The following is a 20,852-nucleotide window of genomic DNA, read 5'->3' as shown; positions in this document are numbered from 1 at the left end:
CGTGTCAGTTGACGGCTGAAAGCTCACTGTTGGCAGCGACTGGCTTCTTGTTAAAGGTCAACGCATCATCAACCAGATCAATCAAGATGGTGTCGCCTTCGGTGAAGGTGTTTTCGAGAATTTTGGTGGCGATCGGGTTTTGCAGTTGGCGTTGAATCGCACGCTTCAGCGGACGAGCGCCGTAGGTTGGGTCGTAGCCTGCGGCAGCAATGAAGTTTTGAGCTGTGGTGGTGAGTTCCAGGGTAAGTTTCTGGTCTGCCAGCAGGGACTGAATGCGGTTGAGTTGGAGTCGCACGATCTGGCTGAGTTCGCTGCGCGTAAGCGTGTGGAAGAGAATGATGTCGTCTACACGGTTGAGAAATTCGGGACGAAAGTGCGATCGCAATGCATCCGTCACGCGCTCCTGCATTTCGTCGTAGCGATCGTCATCGCCTGACAGATCGAGAATATGGTCACTGCCGATGTTGCTCGTCATCACAATGACGGTATTGCAAAAGTCAGTGGTGCGTCCCTGTCCATCGGTAATCCGTCCGTCATCCAGCACTTGCAACAGAATGTTGAATACGTCGGGATGTGCCTTTTCGACTTCATCCAGCAGCACGACCGCATAGGGTTTGCGGCGGACGGATTCAGTCAACTGTCCGCCTTCTTCATAGCCAATGTATCCCGGTGGTGCGCCAATGACCCGCATGACCGAACTTTTATCCATGTATTCCGACATGTCAAGCCGGATCATGGCATCGTCTGCGTCAAAGAGAGATTGTGCCAAGGCACGGGCAAGTTCCGTTTTGCCGACTCCGGTGGGTCCCATGAAGAGGAAAGAGCCGATCGGTCGTCCAGGATCTTTCATCCCTGCACGGGCACGACGGATGGCAGCGGAGACGGCTTCGACCGCTTCAACTTGTCCAACAACGCGTTGATGAAGATGGCTTTCTAACTGGAGCAGCTTTTGCCGTTCGGTTTCTAGCAGGCGATTGACGGGAATGCCCGTCCAGGTAGCAACGATTTCGGCGATATCGGACTCGGTGACTTGTTCGCGCAGCAGGGCACCACCATCGGATTGAATGACTCGAAGCTGTGCTTCATACGCGCCGCGCTCATCTCGAATGCGTGGCAAGACAGCGTGGAACAGTTCACCTGCTTTCTTGAGTTTGGTGTTGCGCTCGTATTCTTCGCTTGCCTTAGCGAGGTCTGCCTCTCGCTTGAGCTGCTGAATTTGGAGTTCGATTTGCTCTTCTTCTTCTTTTTTGGCGTTGATGCCATCTAGCAAGCGCTTCTCGTTCTGCCAGTGAGAGTTAAGCTGTTCTTGCTTTCCGAGCAACTGCGCCATTTCTTGATCAATGCGATCGAGCCGATCCTGGGCAGAGCGACCCGCACCAAAGACATTGCCAGGGTTTTGCTTTTCGGTTTCTAACGACAGCTTTTCCATCTCAAGCTGCATGATACGCCGATCGTACATCTCCAGTTCGGCGGGCTTGGAGGTGATTTCCATTTTCAGATTGGCGGCGGCTTCATCGATTAGATCGATCGCCTTGTCGGGTAAGAAGCGATCGGCGATGTAGCGAGACGAAAGCGTGGCAGCAGCAACCAGAGCTGAATCGGTGATTTTGACCCCATGATGCACTTCGTAGCGTTCTTTCAGTCCCCTCAGGATGGAGATTGCGTCTTCTACACTGGGCTGATCGACAAACACCTGCTGAAAGCGACGTTCCAGAGCGGCATCTTTTTCAATGTATTTGCGGTATTCGTCGATCGTCGTTGCGCCAATGCAGCGGAGTTCGCCTCGCGCCAGCATGGGCTTCAGCAGATTACCTGCATCCATTGTGCCCTGAGCGGCTCCAGCACCAACGACCTGATGAATTTCGTCGATGAACAGTACGATTTGTCCATCAGAGTGGATGACCTCTTTGAGAATCGATCGCAGCCGATCCTCGAAATCGCCGCGAAACTTAGCACCAGCGATCAGCGAACCCATATCCAGCGAGATCAGCCGTCGATTTTTGAGCGATTCTGGGACATCGCCGTTGACGATCCGCTGCGCCAATGCCTCAATGATCGCCGTTTTGCCAACACCCGGTTCACCAATCAGCACGGGATTATTCTTTGTACGACGAGACAGTACCCGCACCACCCGCCGAATTTCTTCATCCCGACCAATGACTGGATCGGTTTTACCTGCCCGTGCTTTTTCGGTGAGATCTTGCCCATACTTTTCTAGCGCTGCATAGCGGTTTTCGGGGTTTTGATCCGTCACTTTTTGGCTACCGCGCACGTCACGAATGACGGTCTCTAGCTGTTTGACATCCAGATTAAAGCCTCGCAGCAGCCGCAAGCCTAGCCGCGAATCAGTCGCAAAGCCCAGCAACAAATGTTCGACCGAAATGAATTCATCCTGCCAGTCTTCTCGCGCTTCGTCGGCGCGATCGAGCATGATATCCAGGTTGCGTCCCAGGTAAAGCTGATCGTTGCTAGGCACTTTGGGCTGTCGTCGCACAAAGTCCTCAATTTGCTGCCCCAAGCGAGTTGTATCAACGCCTGCTTTCGTAAATACCTTCGCTGCCAGCCCGTCTTTTTGTTCCAACAGAGTGATAATCAGGTGCTCTACTTCCAGTTGCTGTTGCTTGTAGCGGCGAACAACATCCTGCGCCTGTACGATCGCTTCCCATGCTTTGTCGGTGAACTTATTCGGGTCAGTGGGCTGCATTTGTGATTCTTAAACTTACAAGTAAATATACGGTGTGCCAGCGTTTTCAGTATAGCGAGATTAGCTAATGGCTATCAGCGGTCACGTCTGAGCGATCAGCTATCAGCGATCAGCTATCAGCCATTGGCTATAGATCGTTCGGGTGGCGCTGAAAGACTGAATTCTCTCGATTCTTGTTCCAAGCTGACCGCTGACCGCTGACCGCTGACCGCTAATCGCTTCCTCAGAACGAGTAAACCAACCGCAATAACCATTCAAAAATAGTACCGCGATCGCGATTGTTGGGGTTTGTCACTACAGTCACTGCGGGAGTCACGCTGATATTGTCGTTGAGCAGAAAGCTGTAGAACACTTCGAGGTTGGTTTGTGTGGCATCGCCGAGATCTTTTTCGACGAAAGGTTGACCGATCGCTAGTCCTGCGGTTGATCCAGGAATGAACAGGCGACGGGCGATAACGCCGATCGCCCAGCTTTTGGGCGTTAAGTCTAAATTCTGGTTGAGTAGTGGGTTAAAGCCCTCGTAGCTGCCGATCGCAAACCGACCAAAAACGGCAAGCTGACGGTTGAGTGACCATTCAGCATTGATGCCGCCTGCGAAGATATCAACATTGTTAACGGTCGCTTTGGTGAATTGCAGTCGAGCAATGATGTCTTTGCTGAAGTCGTATTCGACTTCCAGACTGCCCTGGTTGCGATCGCCAAACAAGCCGCCTTCAGTGATACCACCGTTCGGGCGTTCCGCATCGGCTGCAACATACAGCGCTCGCACTGTCAGTGGTAAGGTTGCAGGCTTCCAGGTCAAGACGGCTCCTGCACCACCGGGGCGATCGATTTGATTCTGCACAATCAGCGGATTGTTAGTGAAGAAGCTGGAGGAGAAGTTTTCGGTAGAGTCATTGGCAAAGCGGTTGTAGTCAATAAAGTCTCGCGGTGACACGCGTGCTCCGACTGTTAACTCAAACCCTGCCGCAGGCTGAAAGGTATAGTACAGCTTGCTCAGCCGCACGGTGCTGTCTACACCGACATAGTCCAAACCCCCGCCATCCGCCAGCAAGCCGAGTGTGCCCAGCAGGTTTTGTCCGCGATTTTGGGCACGTCCGATCGCGTCGTTCCCATTATTGCCAGCCTCTAGCTGGGTACGCAGCAAGGTATTCGGCGCAAAGCTCGTTCTTAAGTCTAAGCGCGTGCGAAACAGAACGGTGCTGCGGGCATTGGAGCCATCCGTCAACCCGATCACGGTTTGCCCCTTCAGTTGAGTCGTGGTTGAAAATTGCTTCTGATCCAGGGTGGAAACCTGACTGTCGAGCTGATTCAAACGATCGCGTAAATCAGTCGCAATGCGCGTGTAGGATGCCTGAAGCTGTTGTGCTGTGGCAAAATCTTCTCGTAGCTGGGTAACATTCCCCTGATTCGACACATATTGCTGCGAGATGGCATCCAGCACACGCGCCACTGCTGCCGCGAATTCGTTGCGTGTCAATGCTTGATTGCCGCGAAAAGTACCATCTGGGTAGCCGATCGCCACACCATAACGTTCTGATAGTGCCTGTAGAGTCTGGTATGCCCAATCGGTCGGGCGCACATCACTCAGTTCGTTGACCGATCGCACCTGAGCCATAGAGCCATCAGGTGGCGCTTCACAAGTCGCTTCAAGCACATCAGGCTGAATCTGTTGTGGTATTGCAGCACAGCGAGATAGAGGACGATCGTCCGACACAGCGGTCGTTGGTGTCTCTGAACTATGGACAGATCCCTCTTTTGGGGCAGGGGTTGCCCAGCCAGGAACCACCAGACCAAGCATCTCCAGAGCGCTTAGCCCTCCCACTAACCAGACTGTTCCTTTCACGCTGCACTCCTCACACAGTTTTCGGTCTGCCTATACACAAAGACAGTCCTAGCTAAGCCCTATCAGGAGTTTACACGGTAATTGGAAGTGAGGAGTGAGGGGTGAGGAGTGAGGAGTGAGGGGTGAGGAGTTTTGAGTTAAACCAGTTGTTAGTTGTTGGTGCATGAGCTTTTCGTGCGTTCTTCTAAAAACTAAAACTAATCGGTAAAAACTCCTCTTGCCTCTTGCCTTCTGTCGAGCGGTCAGCTTTTAGCCTACCTTCGGGAACCAAGCTACATCCTTTAGCCTTTCCACCCCACTCCCCACTCACCCTTCTGACTCCTTCTGACTCCTTCTAACAACTAACAACCAAAAACCAAAAACTCCCTCTGCCTTCTGCCTCAAACCCTCGCCGCTTGTGGCTGCTGTTCTGCTGCTGCCGTCTGGTTGCGGAGTTGAATCAACTCAACCTTGTAGCCGTTGGGATCTTCAACAAAGGCAATCACAGTCGAACCGTGCTTCATGGCTCCTGGTTCGCGGGTAATCTTGCCGCCTCGATCGCGAATGTTGGCACAGGTGGCGTAAATATCATCAACGCCGATCGCAATGTGACCGTAGGCATCGCCGAGATTGTATGACTCAGTGCCCCAGTTGTAGGTAAGCTCCAAAACGGTATGGTCGGCTTCGTCGCCGTAGCCCACAAACGCCAGTGTAAATTCACCACCGGGATAATCTTTGCGACGCAGCAACGTCATACCGAGCACATCGCAGTAAAACTTGAGAGATTCGTCTAAGTTGCCAACGCGCAGCATGGTGTGGAGTAGTCGCATTGCTAAAGCCTTATGTGATTGACTGCCTTTATGGTAAACACTTAGCGACCCAGAAGGCACGATCGCCTCTCACCGCTTTAATATTAATGACTGATGTCAGGTAGCCATTTAAGCGAAATGCCTTAACGTTCAAGCAAATACAGCCAACACTGAAGCAAAAAAGCTGATTGCTCTAACGTTTTTCACTAATCAACCAGCAGAATCAACAAACGCTTGAACGAAATCGACTATTGCTTATGCATTACTGATGAATGCTTGAGTGAAACAAACAAACACTCAAGCAAAATCAATTAACGCTTAAGTGAAATCAACAAACGCTTAAGCAAAACAAATAAATGCTTAAGTAATACTTATGAGTGGTCGAGCTAAACAAACAAACGCTCCAGTCGAATCAGATGTCGCTTAAGCAAAATGAAAATCAGCTTTCTCGCTCAATCAACCGATCGCTCACTGGCACTGGAGCGACGATCATTCGATCAACCCTCTGGATAGTTTGCTCAGTATTCGGCATCTCTCTCTTGCCACTTTGAACTTTAGCTTGGAGAGTCGATCGCTCACTTCAGAACGTGTGTTGGGTTTCGTGATGCTTCACTGAATTTGGAAGAGGGGCGATCGCCTTGTTTTCCACCGCGTAAAGCTTGTGCGCTCGACCTTAACAAACGAAGGCAACAGAAGCGATCGCAGAGAGATTAGCTTAGAATGAATAGCATTTATTCAACTGGCAAATCGCGCAGGAATTAGAGTTGGCTGTGAGGAGCGATCGTAGCTATGCGTTTAGCCGACGTTCGATCGCGGTAAACAACGCCTCAAAATCATCCTGACTATGAAGATCGGGCGTGAGCGTATTCATATTTTTGAAGATGTCTGTCAGTGCGGCAATGGTGTTGCGGATTTCGGTGTATTGATCAATTTCGTCGCGGAAGCCTTGCAAATGAGCAGCGCTTACTCCTCTCATTGCCTCGTCGAGCGCTTTAGTTTCATCTTCCCAATGTTTAATATATTTGATTCGCTGTATTGGCTTGTAGATGTCAGCATCTGATAAGACGATAGGGAAAATGCGATCATGAAATTTACCGTTTTTTGAGACTTGTACTAACTCAAACATACAGTTAGGAGATCTCAAGTATTTATCGCTGATGACTGCGATGACACACTTTCCACGCCCTATGCGTTCCATAAATGACTGGATCGATTCTTTGTAAACTACTTCTCGTTTGTCACGAATGATGGTGATACCTTTTTCTTGCAAAGACGCATCAAGTCGGTTGACGAATGCTTCCCGCTCATCACCCCAGGCATATGAAATAAAAACTTCCTTGCTAGGCTTTGATGCAAGAAGAATCTCGCTAAGAGCATTCAAAACATTTGAAGTTTCAGAAAGACTTGAATCTCCTTGAAATATTTCCAGCATTGCATCTAATAATATTTTTCTTTCTTCAATCCTAGCCGTCTCAATTTCTTCTTGGCATTTCGCTTCTTTTGCTTTAATAAGCATGTTGTAGCTTTCTTTCATAGCTCGAAGTAGATCATCTTTTTCCATGTCAATTAGAAAGAGAATTTAAGTGCCAACAAATTACTCAGCATCCTCATTTTTTGTTTCAGTGTCCAATCTTGTTGCCCGTTTAGACTCCAGAAGCTTGGCTTTTAACAATTTTTGATACATCTCCAATTCAGTTGTTTGAGCGCTTACTTTTTCTTGCAGTTGCCTTTCTATAATTGCTAAAGCTTGAATTGCATTTTCTTCAACAATTTGATTTGCTCGTACGCGCTCAGGCTCAATGCCATCAAGCAGTTGCTTGACGCTCACTCGTTCTTTCAACCCGGTAGGGATGAAGCTAGTTTCTTCTACTTCTTCTAGGGCGAGTAAATGCTGATAGTCAATCGGTTCAATCTCTGGATGATGGGGTAGAGGAATTTTTTCTTTAACGTCCAAGCTGGGGATGGTTTGATGAATGGCAGCAAACTGGGCACGAATGACGGTGAGAAAGCGACGACGACCGTGTTCGGTGCCCGTGACGCGGATGAAGATTTTCTTATCTTCCCGGTCTGCTTTAATCAGCGCGATGTTGTTTTCGTATGCCAGCACGACTCCATTGCGCCAGTAGGTGTGCTGATGGATCTTGTCGTTCATGCGGACGATGAAGCGAGAGATGATGCTGGTGGGCAACACTTTGTAGTGATACTGAAAGGGCAGTGCGTCGTGCCAGTCTCCAGTGTAGGGTTCTTCTTTGGTCAACAGATCGGGCAGCAGAAACTTCTGATCGTGGAAACCTTCGAGGTCAAAGCAGAGTTCAAACTTTTGCATCATGTCGATGATGAAGAGATGCTTGCTGCGGGGATAGCGGCTGCGATCGAGGATGCGAGTGAGGTGGCTGCGTTCTAGAATGCCCCGATGCTCGGTGATCAGTTGTCTGTCGTTGAGGATGCGATACACGCCGTTTGTCACCCACTGCGGATTGAGGACGTGGGTATCTTCTAACCGTGGGTCGTCGCAGAAGTTGAGCACAATGCCGAGGTCGTGCAGGAAGCCGACCAGTGTGGTCTGGCTCAATTCGTCGGTGATGCCTTGCGCGTTGCAGAGCTGCTGATACTCAGTGTAGGGAATGTAATCGTGCTCGATCGCTTCAAGCTGTTGCTTGAGCATAAACCAGGAGAGGGGCAGCGGGTCGTAGATGTGTTCCAGTGTATCCACTTCTTGTGTAATGAGCGATCGCAGCGCATCGATGCCCTCACCCGTCTCGCAGGAGGTTTCCACAATGGCTTTGATCTGCGGGTACTTGGTCTGCAAGCCACGGCGATCAATATCCAACGGCTGTTGATCGACCTGATTGCCCACAATGATGATGGGTGAATCGCCGCCAAAGCTCTGGATGATCTTGAGCCAGTATTCCAGTCGGTTTTCGTCTTCATCCTGACGGGCATTGAGCACCAGCAGGTAGAGACTGCGCTTGGTGAGAAAGAACTGATGGGTGGCGTGCATGATCTCCTGCCCACCAAAATCCCACACGTTGAGGCGAATGGTTTGCTCTTTGACTGGAAACTGCCAGGAGTGAATCTGAATGCCCTCAGTTTTGCGTTCGTGTGGGTTAAAGACTCCCTCGATCAAGCGCTTCACCAGAGACGTTTTACCAACGTTACCCTGTCCAACCACTATCATTTTGGCTTCATTGAGAGGACGTGTTTGTTCTTGCTGAAGCTGCAAATAATAGTTGAGAATGGCAGCAGGATCACCCCAAGTGTGTAACTCCAAAACCTCTGGTGGGATTGGAAGGGCAGTCTCTCGTATATCTAGCGTTCGGAGTTGAGTGAGTTGTGCCAACTCTGGTGGTAGTGCCGTCAATTGATTATGGCGGAGATCAAGTACTCTGAGGTTAACAAGTTGACCTACCTCGCTTGGTAGTGTTGTCAGTTGATTACGGCGAAGATCAAGCGCTTCGAGGTTAGTAAGTTCGCCCACTTCGCTTGGCAGTGTTGTCAATTGATTGTCGCTGAGGTCAAGTTCGCTAAGGTTAGTGAGTTGATCAATCTCAGGTGGCAGCGTCGTGAGTTGATTGCTGTAAAGATAAAGCCTTTTGAGATTAGTGAGTTGAAAAATTTCGCGTGGCAGCTTCGTTATCCGATTAAGGCGGAGGCTTAGCTTGCTGAGGTTGATGAGTTGACCAATTTCGGGCGGTAGCGCAGTCAAATTGCTGCCAGAAAGATCAAGCTCTGTTGCTTCCTCGAGGACAGCTTGTTTGATGATTTGCAGCAGTTCTTCGTTAGTCATGGGCAAACCTCACAGGTTGAGCGATCGCGCACTGGCGTGAGGGGCGATCGGGGGTGGCGAGAAACCGGGTTTCTGACCATTATTTGGATGTTAACCGTATATCTCGTGAAGAAACCCGGTTTCTGTGAGACTCGCGCGATCGGGTACGCTGGCTCATCCTGGGAGAGAGGACGTGTGAAGGGCGATCGCAGTCAATAAACTTCATCGTGCGTACCGATATCGAGCAGAACAATGACTTCGCTATTGGCTTCTGCATCTTGCTCAATGGAGAAGACAATCCGACAGTCATAGCCACACGTGCAGGATTGCAGACCGTCCAGCTTACCGCTCAACTTATGGGTGCCTAACGTCGGAGCAAAGATATCTGCTTCCATTTGTTGCAGCGTTGCTTCAATGCGTTGCTGGAGGTCAGCGTTGCGTTTCACAAACTTGCGAAAGGCTCGCTGGAACTTTGGGGTTAAAACCAACGCCCTCATGCGTCTGGCTCTTGCAAAGACTGACGCAACACCCCAATGACAGCCTCGGCTGACTGGCTTTGAAATTTACCCTCATGGAAAGCAGCCAGAGTTTCTTGGGCATCCGCAGCGATTTCGGCACGGCGACTTTCGTAGTGGCGGTTTTGCAGGATGCTAATCAGCATTTCCTGCTGCTCGTACGGCAACTGTAAAGCGGTTTCTAGAACCTGATCGAGGGTGTTCATAGCGTGGGCTATTACCTCTAAGGTTAAATGGTTTGTAAAACTGAGTAAATTCTATCGCTCATCGCCTCTACACGTATCGTGAAGAAACTCGATTGTCTTCCACACTGTGCCTCAAAACTCAATACCAGGTTGCGCCTTTACGCCCTGTTCGCGGAAGGGATGCTTGACCAGCGTCATTTCGGTCACAAGGTCAGCGCGATCGCACAACACCTTCGGTGCACCTCTACCCGTCAAAATGACATGGGAATCGGTTGGTTTTTGCTCCAGTCCTGCTAACACTTGCTCAACGGTCAAGTAGCCCAATTTGAGTGCAATGTTGACTTCATCGAGCAAAACGAGTTTGAAATCGGGATTCTGGATGAAGGTGAGAGCTGTTTCCCATGCTTCTTGAGCTTTTTGGGTATCGCGATCGCGATCCTGCGTTTCCCAGGTAAAGCCTTCGCCCATCGCATGAAATTCCAGTTGTTCTGACCAGTGACTAAACGCAGCTTTCTCTGCTGGTTCCCAGGCTCCTTTGATGAACTGAATGATCGCCACTTTATAACCGTGACCGAGCGATCGCAGCACCATACCCAGGGCAGCCGTCGTTTTGCCCTTGCCGTTGCCTGTATTGATGATGATTAAGCCTTTTTCCTCAACCATTCCAGCAAGGCGTTGATCCTGCACCTCTTTACGCCGCTCCATTTTCTGACGATGTTGGTCGGCAGTCAGAGAGGCGCGATCGGATGGTTGATTGGTTGAAGTCACGTTCACGGTCATTGCAGATAATCAGATGTGATGGAGCTAACAGGCATCTAGCGTGAGACGGCGAAACTGATGTTGTATAAGCTACAGTCTGCGACAAATGACCCAAAAAATCATCCGTTTGGTGAAGAACCCCTGAACGATTAGTGTTAGATTAATGGTGCTTGTGTCGAAGGTTGTATAAAAGCATTGAAACTTCCTTCCTTAACCGGGTATCCTTGGAGACCGCTCTGGTACCTGGAGATGAAACTGAAGCGGAAGCGGCAATGTGATCCCGCGCTATCCTGGGTTGACCGCTGTGAAGCACCCAGTATGAGCTGACCGACCTGTAACTTAAGGTTCACAACCTGTAGAACCTGGCTAGAAGCGCTTTGTAACAAAATGCCTTTAGCGCCTACAGCTTGAGAACTGGGTCGGTCAAGTTCTCTATAGGAGAATTTCTTGAACCAAATACCGCATGGGTTCGATCGCTACGCTGTCTCACTTTGATGCGAGTCGGTCGTGCGGAGTTCTATGGTTTGGAACTTTTTGCGATCGCCCGTTAGAGCCGCTGTCGTTGTTTGAAGCAATGCCTTCATGCACACATTTGTCAGCGTGTTGAGCGTTGCCCATTGGAGCGGGAAACCTGAGTTTAGCTAGCTGAATTACTGCCCATTCTTGTCGAGCCTTTCTTTAACGGTTCCACCGAACTGCGATCGCTCGCCCCTGCTTATGTTGGGGTGTTGGTCACGTTGAGGTGATGTCTGTAAACCCTCTCTATTCTTTTATGCTGTCCACTTTTGTTGGAGTCAAACAATGTCGAAATTGCTCAGTCACAAAATCGCACCCTCCCCCATGCCTGCCGCGATCAGCGTCGTTGACCTGATTGATGGCTACTTCACGGCATACAATTCCGCCCGTCTGCGCGAAATCTGTCACCTGTTAACCCGTGAAGTGATGCAACCCGGTGTCACCGTGGGCTTGAGCCTCTCCGGTGCCATGACACCCGCAGGTTTTGGGGTTTCAGTATTAGCACCCCTGATGCGCCACGGGTTTGTGGATTGGATCATCAGCACGGGCGCGAACTTGTACCACGATATGCACTATGGTCTAGGGCTGGAACTGTACTCCAGTAGCCCCTTTCTGGACGATGTGAAGCTGCGTCAAGAGGGTCGTATTCGCATTTACGATATCGTGTTTGACTATGATGTGTTGCTGGAAACCGATGCGTTTTTGCGCGAACTGTTAAAGGCTGAACCGTTTCAAAAGCGCATGAGCACGGCAGAATTTCATTACCTGTTGGGCAAATACGTGAGCGAAGTCGAGAAGCAAGTGGGCGTGAAAAATTCCTGTCTGCTGGCGACTGCCTATGAGTGTGGCGTGCCCATCTATACGTCGTCTCCTGGCGATAGCTCGATCGGCATGAACATTGCCGCGATCGCCCTCGAAGGCTCTCAACTGGTGCTCGATCCATCGCTAGATGTGAATGAGACGGCGGCGATCGCCTATGCAGCGCGTGATAGTGGCATTCCTGATGTGGAAGGTCGAAGTGCAGCTCTGATCATCGGTGGCGGCAGTCCCAAAAACTTCTTGCTGCAAACTCAGCCCCAACTGCATGAAGTGTTGGGTCTGGAGGAGCGGGGACACGACTACTTTATTCAGGTGACAGATGCTCGTCCTGATACAGGTGGTTTGTCAGGTGCTACACCGAGCGAAGCCGTCAGTTGGGGCAAGGTTGATCCAGAGGAGTTACCGAATACGATCGTCTGCTATACCGACAGCACGATCGCGCTACCCATCATGACTGCCTATGTGATCGACCAGTGTGAGGCTCGCCCGTTGAAGCGGTTGTACGATCGACGGGAAGCGCTGTTAGCTAAACTTCAAGCTGACTACCTCGCTGCCAAGGCGAATGCAACCCATTCAGTATCGTCTCCCATCCCAGTGGTTGAGCCTGCGGTACGGGAATTGGTGGCGACCTATCCTTGCGGAACGCCCATCCGCAGCGGACGGAAGTAGGGAGTAGGGAGTGGGGAGTAGGGAGTAGGGAGTAGGCAAGGCTAAAGGCTAAAGGCTAAAAAGCTGACCACTGAGTTCAATCAACTCAAAACTCTCCCCCTGCTTCCCCTTGCTCTCCCTGCCTCCCTTGCTCCTGACTCCTCATTCCAAGTCTCGCTTGAAGCCGCAAAAATTCTGGATTGCCTGCCAAATCTCAGAGCTAACATCTGTAAGGGCATGATCGCTGTCCAGTTCGATCAACTGCACCCAGGGACGGTTTCTTGCAAAGTCAACGCTTGCCTGTAGAGGAATCACATCATCGTGCTTGCCATGCAGAATCAGGGTTGGGAGCGATCGCCCAATTGCTTCCTCCCGATACTGTGCGGCATCGGTCACAAAGCCATAGCTGAGCGGGAGTTTTTTCGCCTCGCCATAGTGATAAACCGGAAGATAGCCGTCTGTTTGCCACTGCCTTACTTGCACATCACCTAAGCGTTGTAGCCAGTGATTGAGAAAGCCGAAGGCAGGAGCCAGCAAAACGAGGCGATCGACTTGTGGGTGGCGTTCCCCTAACCAGGCAGCAGTGAGTCCCCCAAAGCTGGAACCGAGCAGCGTCAAAGGTTCTGGTGCGGGTGGCAAGAGTGCTTCCACCTGTTGAATCTGGCGGCTAAGAGTGAGGTGGGTAAAGTCGCCCTGATTGAGATCGGGAATAATCAAAGGAATGTTGAGGTTGGCAAAGCGATCGCTCAAATCTCTTGCTTTGGTCGATCGTGGACTGGACGCAAACCCGTGTAGGTAGATGTAGCGCATAAGCCTTACACGACGCTGACTGCTTTGCCAGGAGTATAGCCCGGAAAGACTTGAGCCAGTTTCGTTCGGTCTAAACCCATGTGTCGATCGAGGACATTCCCAATTACATCACGGAAGTCAGTGGTAACGGGTACATCGCGTCCCTGGTACAAGCGATCGCTCCCTAATCCGTCCCATTTGCCGTAGATCTTGCCGCCACGCACGCTGCCGCCTATAACCCACATCACGTTGCCATGCCCGTGATCGGTGCCACCGTTGCCGTTTTCGTAGACCGTGCGCCCAAATTCTGACATCACAACGATCGTGGTATTGGCATACGCAGAGCCAAGTCCTGCTTGCAACGCTGCTAACCCTTTGCCAAGCTGATTGAGGTTACGGGCAAGCTGTCCCTGACTGGAGCCTTGATTCACGTGAGTGTCCCAGCCGCCCAGCGCCATAAATGCCAGTTCGACTTTGGGATCACGGAGCATCACGTTGGCTAACCGTCGAGCATCGCTGGCGAATCCATTCGGTAAGGGTGCGCCGTTGTTTGCCATCTTGGTTTCAGCATCCAGATCTTGTAGCAGTGCTTTGCGGGCGGCTCGTCCGTCGCGGTAGGTTTGGCTCAGCGTGTCATTGCGATCGTAGAGTTTGTCAAAGGCAGCGGCAACCTGGGGACGATCGAGCGGGATGGCGTTTGCAGCACCCCGTCCAAGCGCAATGCTGGCAACTGCCATACGTCCAGAGAGAATGCGTGGTGTCGTTGCGCCCACATTCACCGCTTGAATCGGGTTGCGCCCAGACATGACTGCCAGCAAGCGATTCATCCAGCCATCGGATGTTTTTTTCATGCCAGGAGTCCCGCTCTCCATGTTGTCTTGCGCGTCAAAGTGCGATCGTGAGGGGTCAGGCGAACCAGAGGCAGGGACGAAAGCAAGGCTACCCTGCTTCCAGAGAGGCATAAGATCGCTCAGGGCAGGATGCAAGCCAAACTGACCGTCTAGATCCAACGCGCCTCCTTCTTTGCCAGGTTGCGGAATGGCGATTTTGGGTCGAGCGTTGTAGTAAACCGCTTCTTGATAAGGCACCACAACGCTCAGTCCATCGACTGCACCGCGCAAGAAGATGACAATCAGGCGTTTAGAGTTTGCCATTGGGCTTGTTTGGGCATTGGTTCTGGTTGCCCAACCGTGAGTGCCGATCGCCACCAGCGTTGAGGCAGAGAGCATACCAGCATGACGAAGCCATTCGCGTCTGTTCATCGGAGGGGCACCATAAGACAATCAGGAGTAAGCGATGTCAGTTGCAGTTCTGTAAATTTCTTCTTGAATAAATTTGATTGCAAGGCAGTTCACACCGAGGACAATCCGCGCATACCAGCGCAGTTGTTCAATCTGGCTCAATAGCTGATCGACGAGTTCCGGTTCCAAACAGTGAATGACTAAGGTTTGGTGTGCATCCAGGCAAAGCGGACATGCAATTAAACTGCTGAAGAAGAAGGAGCGGAAGCGTTGCAGTCGATACTGCTCCAGCATGATTAAATCATTGGTGGTGAGTTCTAAGGGCATAGCTTCCTCAAAGGACTATCGGTGCATGAATTCGGGACTTCCCAGCATGAGTGCCGCTCGGAGTTGGGCTGGGCTGGCGGCGATCGCCTGTTGCGTCTTGATAGAGAACGGTTGACCAAGCGTTTTTGCTAATTGAGTCGCGTCGATAGGCTGCATGGGAGTTGCAGCTAGTGTCGATCGCGTTGGCATTGAGTCAAGTACCGAAGGCATCGTTAAGCCTGAGCGATCGGGTGTGGCACTTGCCAATGTCGATGGCAGTACTGTCGGTGTGGGCGCGATCGCTCTTTGCAGTGGCATCCGTCCGCTGGCAAGCGCGGTCGCAAAGCTAAGACGGCGAGTCATCGCGTCTGGGTTTAACCAGGCATCTTGTGTGTTTTTGTAGCCATCAGGAGTGGGGCAACCGTAGATAGGCATCCCCAATTGCGCCAGGGTATTGTTTAACGGTTGGACATTCGTTACGGCAAGTCCGGTCGCTCGCACTGCCGAAATCACATACTGGTAGGGTGTTTTGAACTTAGCGCTGTAGTATTGAGTCTGCCAAAATTCAGTGCTTTGGAAAAGTGTCTTTAGTACTGAGCGGATATTGCCATTGGTGGCAAGATAGTGTTTGGTCAGGCGATCGACCAGAGACTTTGGTGGGTTGTCAGCGACAAAGTACTGTGCCAGTTCGTAGCTGATGTGTCGGGCAGTGACTGGACTTTACCAAAAATCCACCATCACTTCTTCGAGCTGACGTGGACTTTCGGTTGCCCGCAGTAGGCGTGCTTGAATTGCCTGCTGCATCACGGCTCTAGTTCTTTGGCGTAGTGCCTTTCGTTCCTCTGGCGTTAGTTTTTGCGCGTTACCAGGCTGATACTGTGACAGCAAAACTGGTGGCATCAAATTGAGGGTATCTAATTGAGCAAGCTGATTGGTTAAAGACGACGGTTCGGGGATGGAAGAGGGCAATAGCTGCTGCTGAATGTAGCGATCGACTCCCATCTGCTCCACCCTTTGCACGTCACCTGGACGGGAACCAAAGCTCAAGCGATTGAGCACGTGCAAAATTTTGGGATCAGCGGGTGTAGCAGCAGTTGCGAGGCTACCAAGCGAACCCCAAGGCACTACTCCAAGCCAAAGCAACGCGGTTATTCTCCAGACAGTTGGTTTGAGGCGCATGGTAAAAGTAGCGATAGAACAATAGACCTGCATTCTGGTCAGACGATCGTCCTGCTTAACCGCAACCCAGAGCCTTAGATTTGACCTGGCTGCTTGCGTTCTCCTCGTTCTCGCCACTCGCGTGGTCGATCGCCACCATTTTGTCGTTGCTTCTGCATCTGGCTTGCAAACGTCCGTCGCTGGTCAGCGTTCAGTACGTTCCGCGTTGCCAACATACTTTCAAACTGAGCATCAGCCACTTGCTGCTTGAGCGTTTTAACCTGATTGTATTTTTCCCGAATCTGTGCCTCCGATGCGTCTCCACCCATCAGTGCCTGCAATTCCTGCCTGGACTTACGAACAGCGTGCCGACCCTGACTAATTTTGTCCTTATACTGACTGCGAATGACGCGCATTTTTTGTAGCTGGTCAGCACTGAGGTTTAGCTCCTTGAGCCAGCCCATTTCTTTAGGGCTGTCGGGCATTGCTGATCCGGTTGGGCTAGGAGAAGTCGCTGGCGTTTGAGCCAGTGGCTGGAACCGTAGTGAAGCAGGGTTGGCGATCGCCACAGCGCCCCCAAGAGCAACAAGAACAGCCGCAAGGATAGAAAGACGACGGGGAGACATGAGAACACTTCCTTGGAAGAGAGAGAGAATGAGAAGCGAAGAGGGCAGGAGCGCATTCGAGGTTGAACGAACTAACGGCTGCTAGGCGCTTAACAACGAACAACGTCAATTAGTCGTGCCATCGTTAAACAGCGGTACATCTTCATCGGTAGCGCCGCTACTGAGGGTGCCTTGCCAGTTGCTTTCGATGAATGCCTGTAAGTTAGCAAGTTCGGCAGCGCTGGGTTTCGCTGGCATCAATGAACGGTAGCCAACCACACTTGCCAGTAACCCTGCTGCTAATGTTGGCGGCACCAACCAGGCGATCGATCGTTTGGTTCGCGGGTGCGATCGCCGAAACCGTGCCAGTTCATCCTGCGGCGGCAATGCCTCGATCGCCGCCAAAAGCTGCGTCTCTAAAGCAGAATCAGCCGGAGGTATCTGAGGACGATGTTGCTTCAAGAAATCGACCAACTCGTGGTCGTCGTTTGGAAATTGACTCATAATTGGACTCCTTCCTTCTGGAGAAATTGACGCATCGCAGCGCGGGCGTGGAACAGGCGAGACTTAACCGTACCAACTGGAATATCAAGCAGCTCAGCGACTTCTCTTTGGGGCACTTCCTCAAGGTCATGCAGCACCAAAATGGTACGGTGGTCGAAGCTCAGCGTTGCCAGTCCTCGTTTGACTAAATCCTGATAGTGCAGGTGCATCACGCCAGGATCATCATGCTGAGTCACGGTTTGGCTGCTGATCACCTGAAGACGCGATCGCCCTTGAGCGACTGCCCGTCGCTGATCAGATGCCACATTCCAGGTAATGCGATAAAGCCAGGTGGAGAACTGAGCCGTTTGGCGAAACTTTGGTAAACCCTTCCAGGCACGTAGAAACACCTCTTGCACTAGGTCATCCAGCATGGATGCATCGCACAGTTGATAGAGAATCGATCGGACTCGCTGCTGATGCCGACGATAAAGCTGGCGAAAGCACTGAGTGTCTCCTTGAAGACACCGCTGCACCAGGTGGTGATCGGATTCACCCTGTGGGCGATCGCTAGACACTGTTGGCACAACTGACACCCGGAAAACTCACTGCCTCCATTTTGCCGTTCTATGGGTATAAGACAGTGTGCTGCACCAAAAGGTTCAACGGAGTGGGTAAATTGGTACAGGAGAGAAGTATGGGTGTTTGGATCTGGAAACAAGCAATCAGCAGTCAGCAGTCAGCGGTCAGCAGTGAAAATTACCAGTTACCGAAGCGAAGCAGGAGTCAATCAGTAGTCAGTGACTTTGAAAGAAGGTTACAACGATTGCTTTCAGACTGCGATGTGTACTTCATTTAGCTGCAAACTGTTGTAAGCGAACGCGATCGACCGCTAAAAGGAGTCCCGCGATCGCAAAGTAAAATTTTGCTCCACCCCCTCACCCCCCACCTCCTCACTCCTCCACCCCCTCCCCCTCATGTCCCATCCCCTCGCTGCCAAAGTTGTCCTCATCACAGGTGCCTCTGCTGGAATCGGTGCAGCACTGGCACGCGTGTTATCAGAGCGTTTTCATGGCGTTCGATTAGTTTTGGCGGCACGTAATGAAGCAAAGCTAGAGGCTGTTGCCGCTCACTGCCGGGATGTTGGTGCCGAGGTGCTCACCGTTGCGACCGATCTGGCACAACCGGATCAGGCGATCGCCCTTGCTGCCAAAACGCTGCACCACTTCGGACAGATCGATGTTCTGGTGAACAACGCAGGTTACGGGCAAATGGGACCGTTGGAGTTGGTGCCCATCGATGCCTGTCACCGTCAGTTTGCGGTGAACCTGTTAGGACCGCTGGCACTCACGCAGGCAGTGATTCCCCATATGCGCGATCGCGGTGGTGGACGGATCATCAACGTGAGTTCGATTGGCGGTCGATTAGCGTTTCCGATCGGCGGACTCTACAGTGCTTCTAAATTTGCGCTCGAAGCCGTTAGTGATGCTCTGCGGATGGAATTAGAACCGTTCAATATCCAGGTCAGCGTTGTTGAACCCGGTCCCGTTAGCACTGATTTCATCGGCGTTGCAGGTACACACGCCAAGCAGGCGATCGCTGATCCAGAAACCACCCCTTACAGTGCCGCATTCAAAAAATTGGCGCAGCTAGAGCAACAAACTAGCAGCAACGCCTGGACTTCGGAACAGGTTGCCCATGTCATCATCAAAGCGATCGCGGCCGATCGTCCTCGTCCTCGCTACGTCGCGGCAACAGGCGGTGATTTTCTGCTGTTTATGATGCGACGGGTGCTGCCAACCTGGATGGTCGATCGCTTCTGGCAGCGGTTTTATGGCATTGACCTGGTGGCGAAGGAGTGGAGGGGAAAGGATAAAGGATGAAGGCTAAAGGATAAAACAGGGTAAAAAAAGGGAGTGAGAAACCCGGTTTCTGACCTTATCTGAATGCTTGACGACATCTGCTCATCAAAAACCGGGTTTCTGTGTAGGCTCTGTTCACGGCGTGGGAGTGAGATTTTGCTGTGTGAACATTTGCCATTGAGCGGCAAGAGCAGGCTCGGTTTTGAGATTGCGTTGCAACAGCACCACACCATCTTGAAACGCCTGAATGCCGTATTCTTGCGTCTGTAGGAGTGGATTGATGAGTTGCAGGCTGCGTTGCAGCAAATTGCGTTCGAGCTTAAAGGCTGGCTGATACTGCTGAAATTGCCACAGGTCAGCCACGATATAAGCCACCTTTTCAGGCTGCTGCGCCTCGTTACGAAACTGAATGGATTCTGGAAACCGGACGATCGCCTGCCGACTCGATAAAGACGGAATCAAATACGTCGTTGCAGCCACACTCGCTTGAGGTGGAATTTGGGCGATGACAGTACGTGCCTGTGGGGCGTGTTGTAGCTGCTGTAGGGGCGATACGTAGACCCACGGGCGAATGGAATCGGGAATCAGAAACGACAGCGATCGGTTGGGATTGGAAGCAACAGTGAATAGAAGCGAGAGCGCCAGACAAAACGCCCAAATGCGACGCATTCTAGGTTGAAAGGCGTTGGGATGCTGAGACCACCAGAGAATTGCCCCGTAAAATAAGCCTGGTACTGCCAGCGTGGCATAGCGAATGTTGATCGATAGCGGTGTCTCCCCCCGCATGAGCAGTAATTCTAAGAAGGGAAACGCTGCCAAAACCCAGGCATCCGCAGCAATGGCAGGCACAAACGCCAGCGGCAGCCAGTGTTGAACCAAATAACCCAATTTCTTGGGAAAGCGCGAAAAAATCTCTGCCAGAATTTGACCGGGCTGCGACAAAATTGCCCCGATCGCCTCGACAGGTGACGCTGCCTTCCCGCCTGTATACTGCCCAAACCGCTCGACAATCAGGCGCTGCGACACATCAGATGAAAACATGGGCATCACCACATTCGTCAGCAGCAGAATGTACGCGACCGCGATCGCAAACAGCGCGACTCCTACACGCCACTGACGACGACGGATCACCAGATACGCGCCCACGCTCAGCAGCGTGACACCTGCATCTTCTCGCACACTCAAAACGAGGATCGCCGTCACCCAAAACAGCACCCACCATCGCTTTTCCAGTGCCAAAAAGAGGCTAAAAAGCAACAACGGTAGCGGATTGTAGTCGTGAAAATTGCCCAACGTGGGACCTACTACCGCATTCGCACCGTAAAAGCTAATAGCGATCGCCACCGAGAGCGCTGGTGCTAATGACTGTCGCGCCAACGCATACAGGACTAATCCAGCCGCAGCCACCAACAACACCTGTAAAACGCTCAGGGTTGCAGGAAACGGAAACAGCGCGTAAACGGGCAGCCAGAGCAAAAAAATCGGATTAAAGTGCTGCCCTAAATGGCGGTAAGTGATCAGCGGCATCGCGCCCTGATGGATCACATCAGCCGATAGCGCCGATGATAACGAGCTTTCAAACAGCCTGCCATGCAAACTGTTCCAGAAAACTTGGTTAAAAATCCCCTGATCATAAGAGCTATAGAGACTGTAGTGACGATACAGCAGCAACAGTAAGCAACCAGCAGCAAACAGCATTGCCACCACCATTACTGGCTGCCTGGCAAACTGCCGCAGACCAAACGCGTTCGATCGCTTCATCACTATTGGTAAACGCATTCCAGAACTCATCCCTCGCACTTAAACGTGATCGCTATCGTTTTCAAACGCTTTTGCAACAGGCTGAACTCTACTACAGGATG

At 51.5% G+C, this 20,852-nt stretch carries 19 protein-coding genes and 1 pseudogene; 3 read left to right on the top strand and 17 right to left on the bottom strand.

What is annotated here, in order from left to right; genetic code table 11:
* Positions 1 to 4 precede the first annotated feature (4 nt).
* The 5 genes from clpB to AC5JO6_RS16775 form a co-directional block, all read right to left on the bottom strand.
* Complete coding sequence (clpB, locus tag AC5JO6_RS16795) at positions 5 to 2,704, bottom strand: ATP-dependent chaperone ClpB (protein WP_496082213.1); 2,700 nt, start codon at positions 2,702 to 2,704, stop codon at positions 5 to 7.
* A gap of 223 nt (positions 2,705 to 2,927) precedes the next feature.
* Entirely contained in the window at positions 2,928 to 4,550 is a 1,623-nt protein-coding gene (locus AC5JO6_RS16790) for an iron uptake porin (RefSeq protein ID WP_496082212.1), read from the bottom strand.
* 380 nt (positions 4,551 to 4,930) lie between these two features.
* The gene (gloA, locus tag AC5JO6_RS16785) at positions 4,931 to 5,359 is read right to left on the bottom strand and encodes a lactoylglutathione lyase (RefSeq protein ID WP_496082211.1); all 429 of its coding nucleotides are present in this window, start codon (positions 5,357 to 5,359) and stop codon (positions 4,931 to 4,933) included.
* A 766-nt stretch (positions 5,360 to 6,125) separates the two neighbouring features.
* Complete coding sequence (locus AC5JO6_RS16780) at positions 6,126 to 6,899, bottom strand: toll/interleukin-1 receptor domain-containing protein (protein WP_496082210.1); 774 nt, start codon at positions 6,897 to 6,899, stop codon at positions 6,126 to 6,128.
* A 33-nt stretch (positions 6,900 to 6,932) separates the two neighbouring features.
* Positions 6,933 to 9,125: a COR domain-containing protein gene (locus tag AC5JO6_RS16775; RefSeq protein ID WP_496082209.1), complete on the bottom strand. Its 2,193-nt coding sequence runs from the start codon at positions 9,123 to 9,125 to the stop codon at positions 6,933 to 6,935.
* On the opposite strand from AC5JO6_RS16775, the gene AC5JO6_RS16770 reads away from it, so the two are divergent.
* Positions 9,090 to 9,323 (top strand): hypothetical protein, encoded by a 234-nt coding sequence (locus tag AC5JO6_RS16770; protein WP_496082208.1) that lies wholly within the window; start codon positions 9,090 to 9,092, stop codon positions 9,321 to 9,323. The genes AC5JO6_RS16775 and AC5JO6_RS16770 overlap by 36 nt on opposite strands.
* Here AC5JO6_RS16770 and AC5JO6_RS16765 read toward each other — a convergent pair.
* The 3 genes from AC5JO6_RS16765 to cobO form a co-directional block, all read right to left on the bottom strand.
* Positions 9,317 to 9,601 (bottom strand): type II toxin-antitoxin system RelE/ParE family toxin, encoded by a 285-nt coding sequence (locus tag AC5JO6_RS16765; RefSeq protein WP_496082207.1) that lies wholly within the window; start codon positions 9,599 to 9,601, stop codon positions 9,317 to 9,319. The genes AC5JO6_RS16770 and AC5JO6_RS16765 overlap by 7 nt on opposite strands.
* Positions 9,598 to 9,825 carry a hypothetical protein gene (locus tag AC5JO6_RS16760; protein WP_496082206.1) on the bottom strand — a complete coding sequence of 76 codons (228 nt, stop codon included), beginning with the start codon at positions 9,823 to 9,825 and terminating at the stop codon, positions 9,598 to 9,600. The genes AC5JO6_RS16765 and AC5JO6_RS16760 overlap by 4 nt, the downstream gene beginning before the upstream one ends.
* Before the next feature lie 111 nt (positions 9,826 to 9,936).
* Complete coding sequence (gene cobO / locus AC5JO6_RS16755; protein ID WP_496082205.1) at positions 9,937 to 10,584, bottom strand: cob(I)yrinic acid a,c-diamide adenosyltransferase; 648 nt, start codon at positions 10,582 to 10,584, stop codon at positions 9,937 to 9,939.
* A 780-nt stretch (positions 10,585 to 11,364) separates the two neighbouring features.
* On the opposite strand from cobO, the gene AC5JO6_RS16750 reads away from it, so the two are divergent.
* Positions 11,365 to 12,567: a homospermidine biosynthesis protein gene (locus AC5JO6_RS16750; protein ID WP_496082204.1), complete on the top strand. Its 1,203-nt coding sequence runs from the start codon at positions 11,365 to 11,367 to the stop codon at positions 12,565 to 12,567.
* Between the two features lie 141 nt (positions 12,568 to 12,708).
* Here the strand turns inward: AC5JO6_RS16750 and AC5JO6_RS16745 are convergent, their stop codons facing one another.
* The 8 genes and pseudogenes from AC5JO6_RS16745 to AC5JO6_RS16710 form a co-directional block, all read right to left on the bottom strand.
* The gene (locus AC5JO6_RS16745) at positions 12,709 to 13,356 is read right to left on the bottom strand and encodes a YqiA/YcfP family alpha/beta fold hydrolase (RefSeq protein WP_496082203.1); all 648 of its coding nucleotides are present in this window, start codon (positions 13,354 to 13,356) and stop codon (positions 12,709 to 12,711) included.
* A 5-nt stretch (positions 13,357 to 13,361) separates the two neighbouring features.
* Positions 13,362 to 14,597 (bottom strand): DUF1501 domain-containing protein, encoded by a 1,236-nt coding sequence (locus AC5JO6_RS16740; protein ID WP_496082202.1) that lies wholly within the window; start codon positions 14,595 to 14,597, stop codon positions 13,362 to 13,364.
* A 21-nt stretch (positions 14,598 to 14,618) separates the two neighbouring features.
* Positions 14,619 to 14,903, bottom strand: coding sequence for a hypothetical protein (locus AC5JO6_RS16735; protein WP_496082201.1), 285 nt, complete (start codon positions 14,901 to 14,903; stop codon positions 14,619 to 14,621).
* A gap of 15 nt (positions 14,904 to 14,918) precedes the next feature.
* A pseudogene (locus tag AC5JO6_RS16730) lies at positions 14,919 to 15,587 on the bottom strand (DUF1800 family protein); the annotation flags it as partial.
* Between the two features lie 15 nt (positions 15,588 to 15,602).
* A complete protein-coding gene (locus AC5JO6_RS16725; RefSeq protein ID WP_496082200.1) occupies positions 15,603 to 16,061 on the bottom strand; it encodes a DUF1800 family protein in 459 nt (152 codons plus the stop codon).
* Between the two features lie 74 nt (positions 16,062 to 16,135).
* Entirely contained in the window at positions 16,136 to 16,666 is a 531-nt protein-coding gene (locus tag AC5JO6_RS16720) for a Spy/CpxP family protein refolding chaperone (protein WP_496082199.1), read from the bottom strand.
* Between the two features lie 105 nt (positions 16,667 to 16,771).
* Complete coding sequence (locus tag AC5JO6_RS16715) at positions 16,772 to 17,149, bottom strand: hypothetical protein (RefSeq protein WP_496082198.1); 378 nt, start codon at positions 17,147 to 17,149, stop codon at positions 16,772 to 16,774.
* Positions 17,146 to 17,724, bottom strand: a complete 579-nt coding sequence (locus AC5JO6_RS16710; protein WP_496082197.1) for a sigma-70 family RNA polymerase sigma factor — start codon at positions 17,722 to 17,724, stop codon at positions 17,146 to 17,148. The genes AC5JO6_RS16715 and AC5JO6_RS16710 overlap by 4 nt, the downstream gene beginning before the upstream one ends.
* 381 nt (positions 17,725 to 18,105) lie before the next feature.
* Between AC5JO6_RS16710 and AC5JO6_RS16705 the strand changes: the two genes are divergently transcribed.
* The gene (locus tag AC5JO6_RS16705; protein ID WP_496082196.1) at positions 18,106 to 19,011 is read left to right on the top strand and encodes an SDR family NAD(P)-dependent oxidoreductase; all 906 of its coding nucleotides are present in this window, start codon (positions 18,106 to 18,108) and stop codon (positions 19,009 to 19,011) included.
* A gap of 114 nt (positions 19,012 to 19,125) precedes the next feature.
* Here the strand turns inward: AC5JO6_RS16705 and AC5JO6_RS16700 are convergent, their stop codons facing one another.
* Positions 19,126 to 20,769 (bottom strand): DUF2079 domain-containing protein, encoded by a 1,644-nt coding sequence (locus tag AC5JO6_RS16700; protein WP_496082195.1) that lies wholly within the window; start codon positions 20,767 to 20,769, stop codon positions 19,126 to 19,128.
* Between the last annotated feature and the right edge of the window lie 83 nt (positions 20,770 to 20,852).

This window comes from Tildeniella sp. (assembly GCF_059505325.1).
Note: the sequence above shows the minus strand (reverse complement) of the source record. Positions and strands in the feature narration are given on the sequence as shown.

Excerpts from the sequence above, each read along its gene's own strand:
- clpB (WP_496082213.1), bottom strand. The coding sequence starts at position 2,704 with ATGCAGCCCACTGACCCGAATAAGTTCACCGACAAAGCATGGGAAGCG.
- gloA (WP_496082211.1), bottom strand. The coding sequence starts at position 5,359 with ATGCGACTACTCCACACCATGCTGCGCGTTGGCAACTTAGACGAATCT.
- AC5JO6_RS16780 (WP_496082210.1), bottom strand. The coding sequence starts at position 6,899 with ATGGAAAAAGATGATCTACTTCGAGCTATGAAAGAAAGCTACAACATG.
- AC5JO6_RS16775 (WP_496082209.1), bottom strand. The coding sequence starts at position 9,125 with ATGACTAACGAAGAACTGCTGCAAATCATCAAACAAGCTGTCCTCGAG.
- AC5JO6_RS16765 (WP_496082207.1), bottom strand. The coding sequence starts at position 9,601 with ATGAGGGCGTTGGTTTTAACCCCAAAGTTCCAGCGAGCCTTTCGCAAG.
- AC5JO6_RS16760 (WP_496082206.1), bottom strand. The coding sequence starts at position 9,825 with ATGAACACCCTCGATCAGGTTCTAGAAACCGCTTTACAGTTGCCGTAC.
- cobO (WP_496082205.1), bottom strand. The coding sequence starts at position 10,584 with ATGACCGTGAACGTGACTTCAACCAATCAACCATCCGATCGCGCCTCT.
- AC5JO6_RS16750 (WP_496082204.1), top strand. The coding sequence starts at position 11,365 with ATGTCGAAATTGCTCAGTCACAAAATCGCACCCTCCCCCATGCCTGCC.
- AC5JO6_RS16745 (WP_496082203.1), bottom strand. The coding sequence starts at position 13,356 with ATGCGCTACATCTACCTACACGGGTTTGCGTCCAGTCCACGATCGACC.
- AC5JO6_RS16740 (WP_496082202.1), bottom strand. The coding sequence starts at position 14,597 with ATGAACAGACGCGAATGGCTTCGTCATGCTGGTATGCTCTCTGCCTCA.
- AC5JO6_RS16735 (WP_496082201.1), bottom strand. The coding sequence starts at position 14,903 with ATGCCCTTAGAACTCACCACCAATGATTTAATCATGCTGGAGCAGTAT.
- AC5JO6_RS16725 (WP_496082200.1), bottom strand. The coding sequence starts at position 16,061 with ATGCGCCTCAAACCAACTGTCTGGAGAATAACCGCGTTGCTTTGGCTT.
- AC5JO6_RS16720 (WP_496082199.1), bottom strand. The coding sequence starts at position 16,666 with ATGTCTCCCCGTCGTCTTTCTATCCTTGCGGCTGTTCTTGTTGCTCTT.
- AC5JO6_RS16715 (WP_496082198.1), bottom strand. The coding sequence starts at position 17,149 with ATGAGTCAATTTCCAAACGACGACCACGAGTTGGTCGATTTCTTGAAG.
- AC5JO6_RS16705 (WP_496082196.1), top strand. The coding sequence starts at position 18,106 with ATGTCCCATCCCCTCGCTGCCAAAGTTGTCCTCATCACAGGTGCCTCT.
- AC5JO6_RS16700 (WP_496082195.1), bottom strand. The coding sequence starts at position 20,769 with ATGCGTTTACCAATAGTGATGAAGCGATCGAACGCGTTTGGTCTGCGG.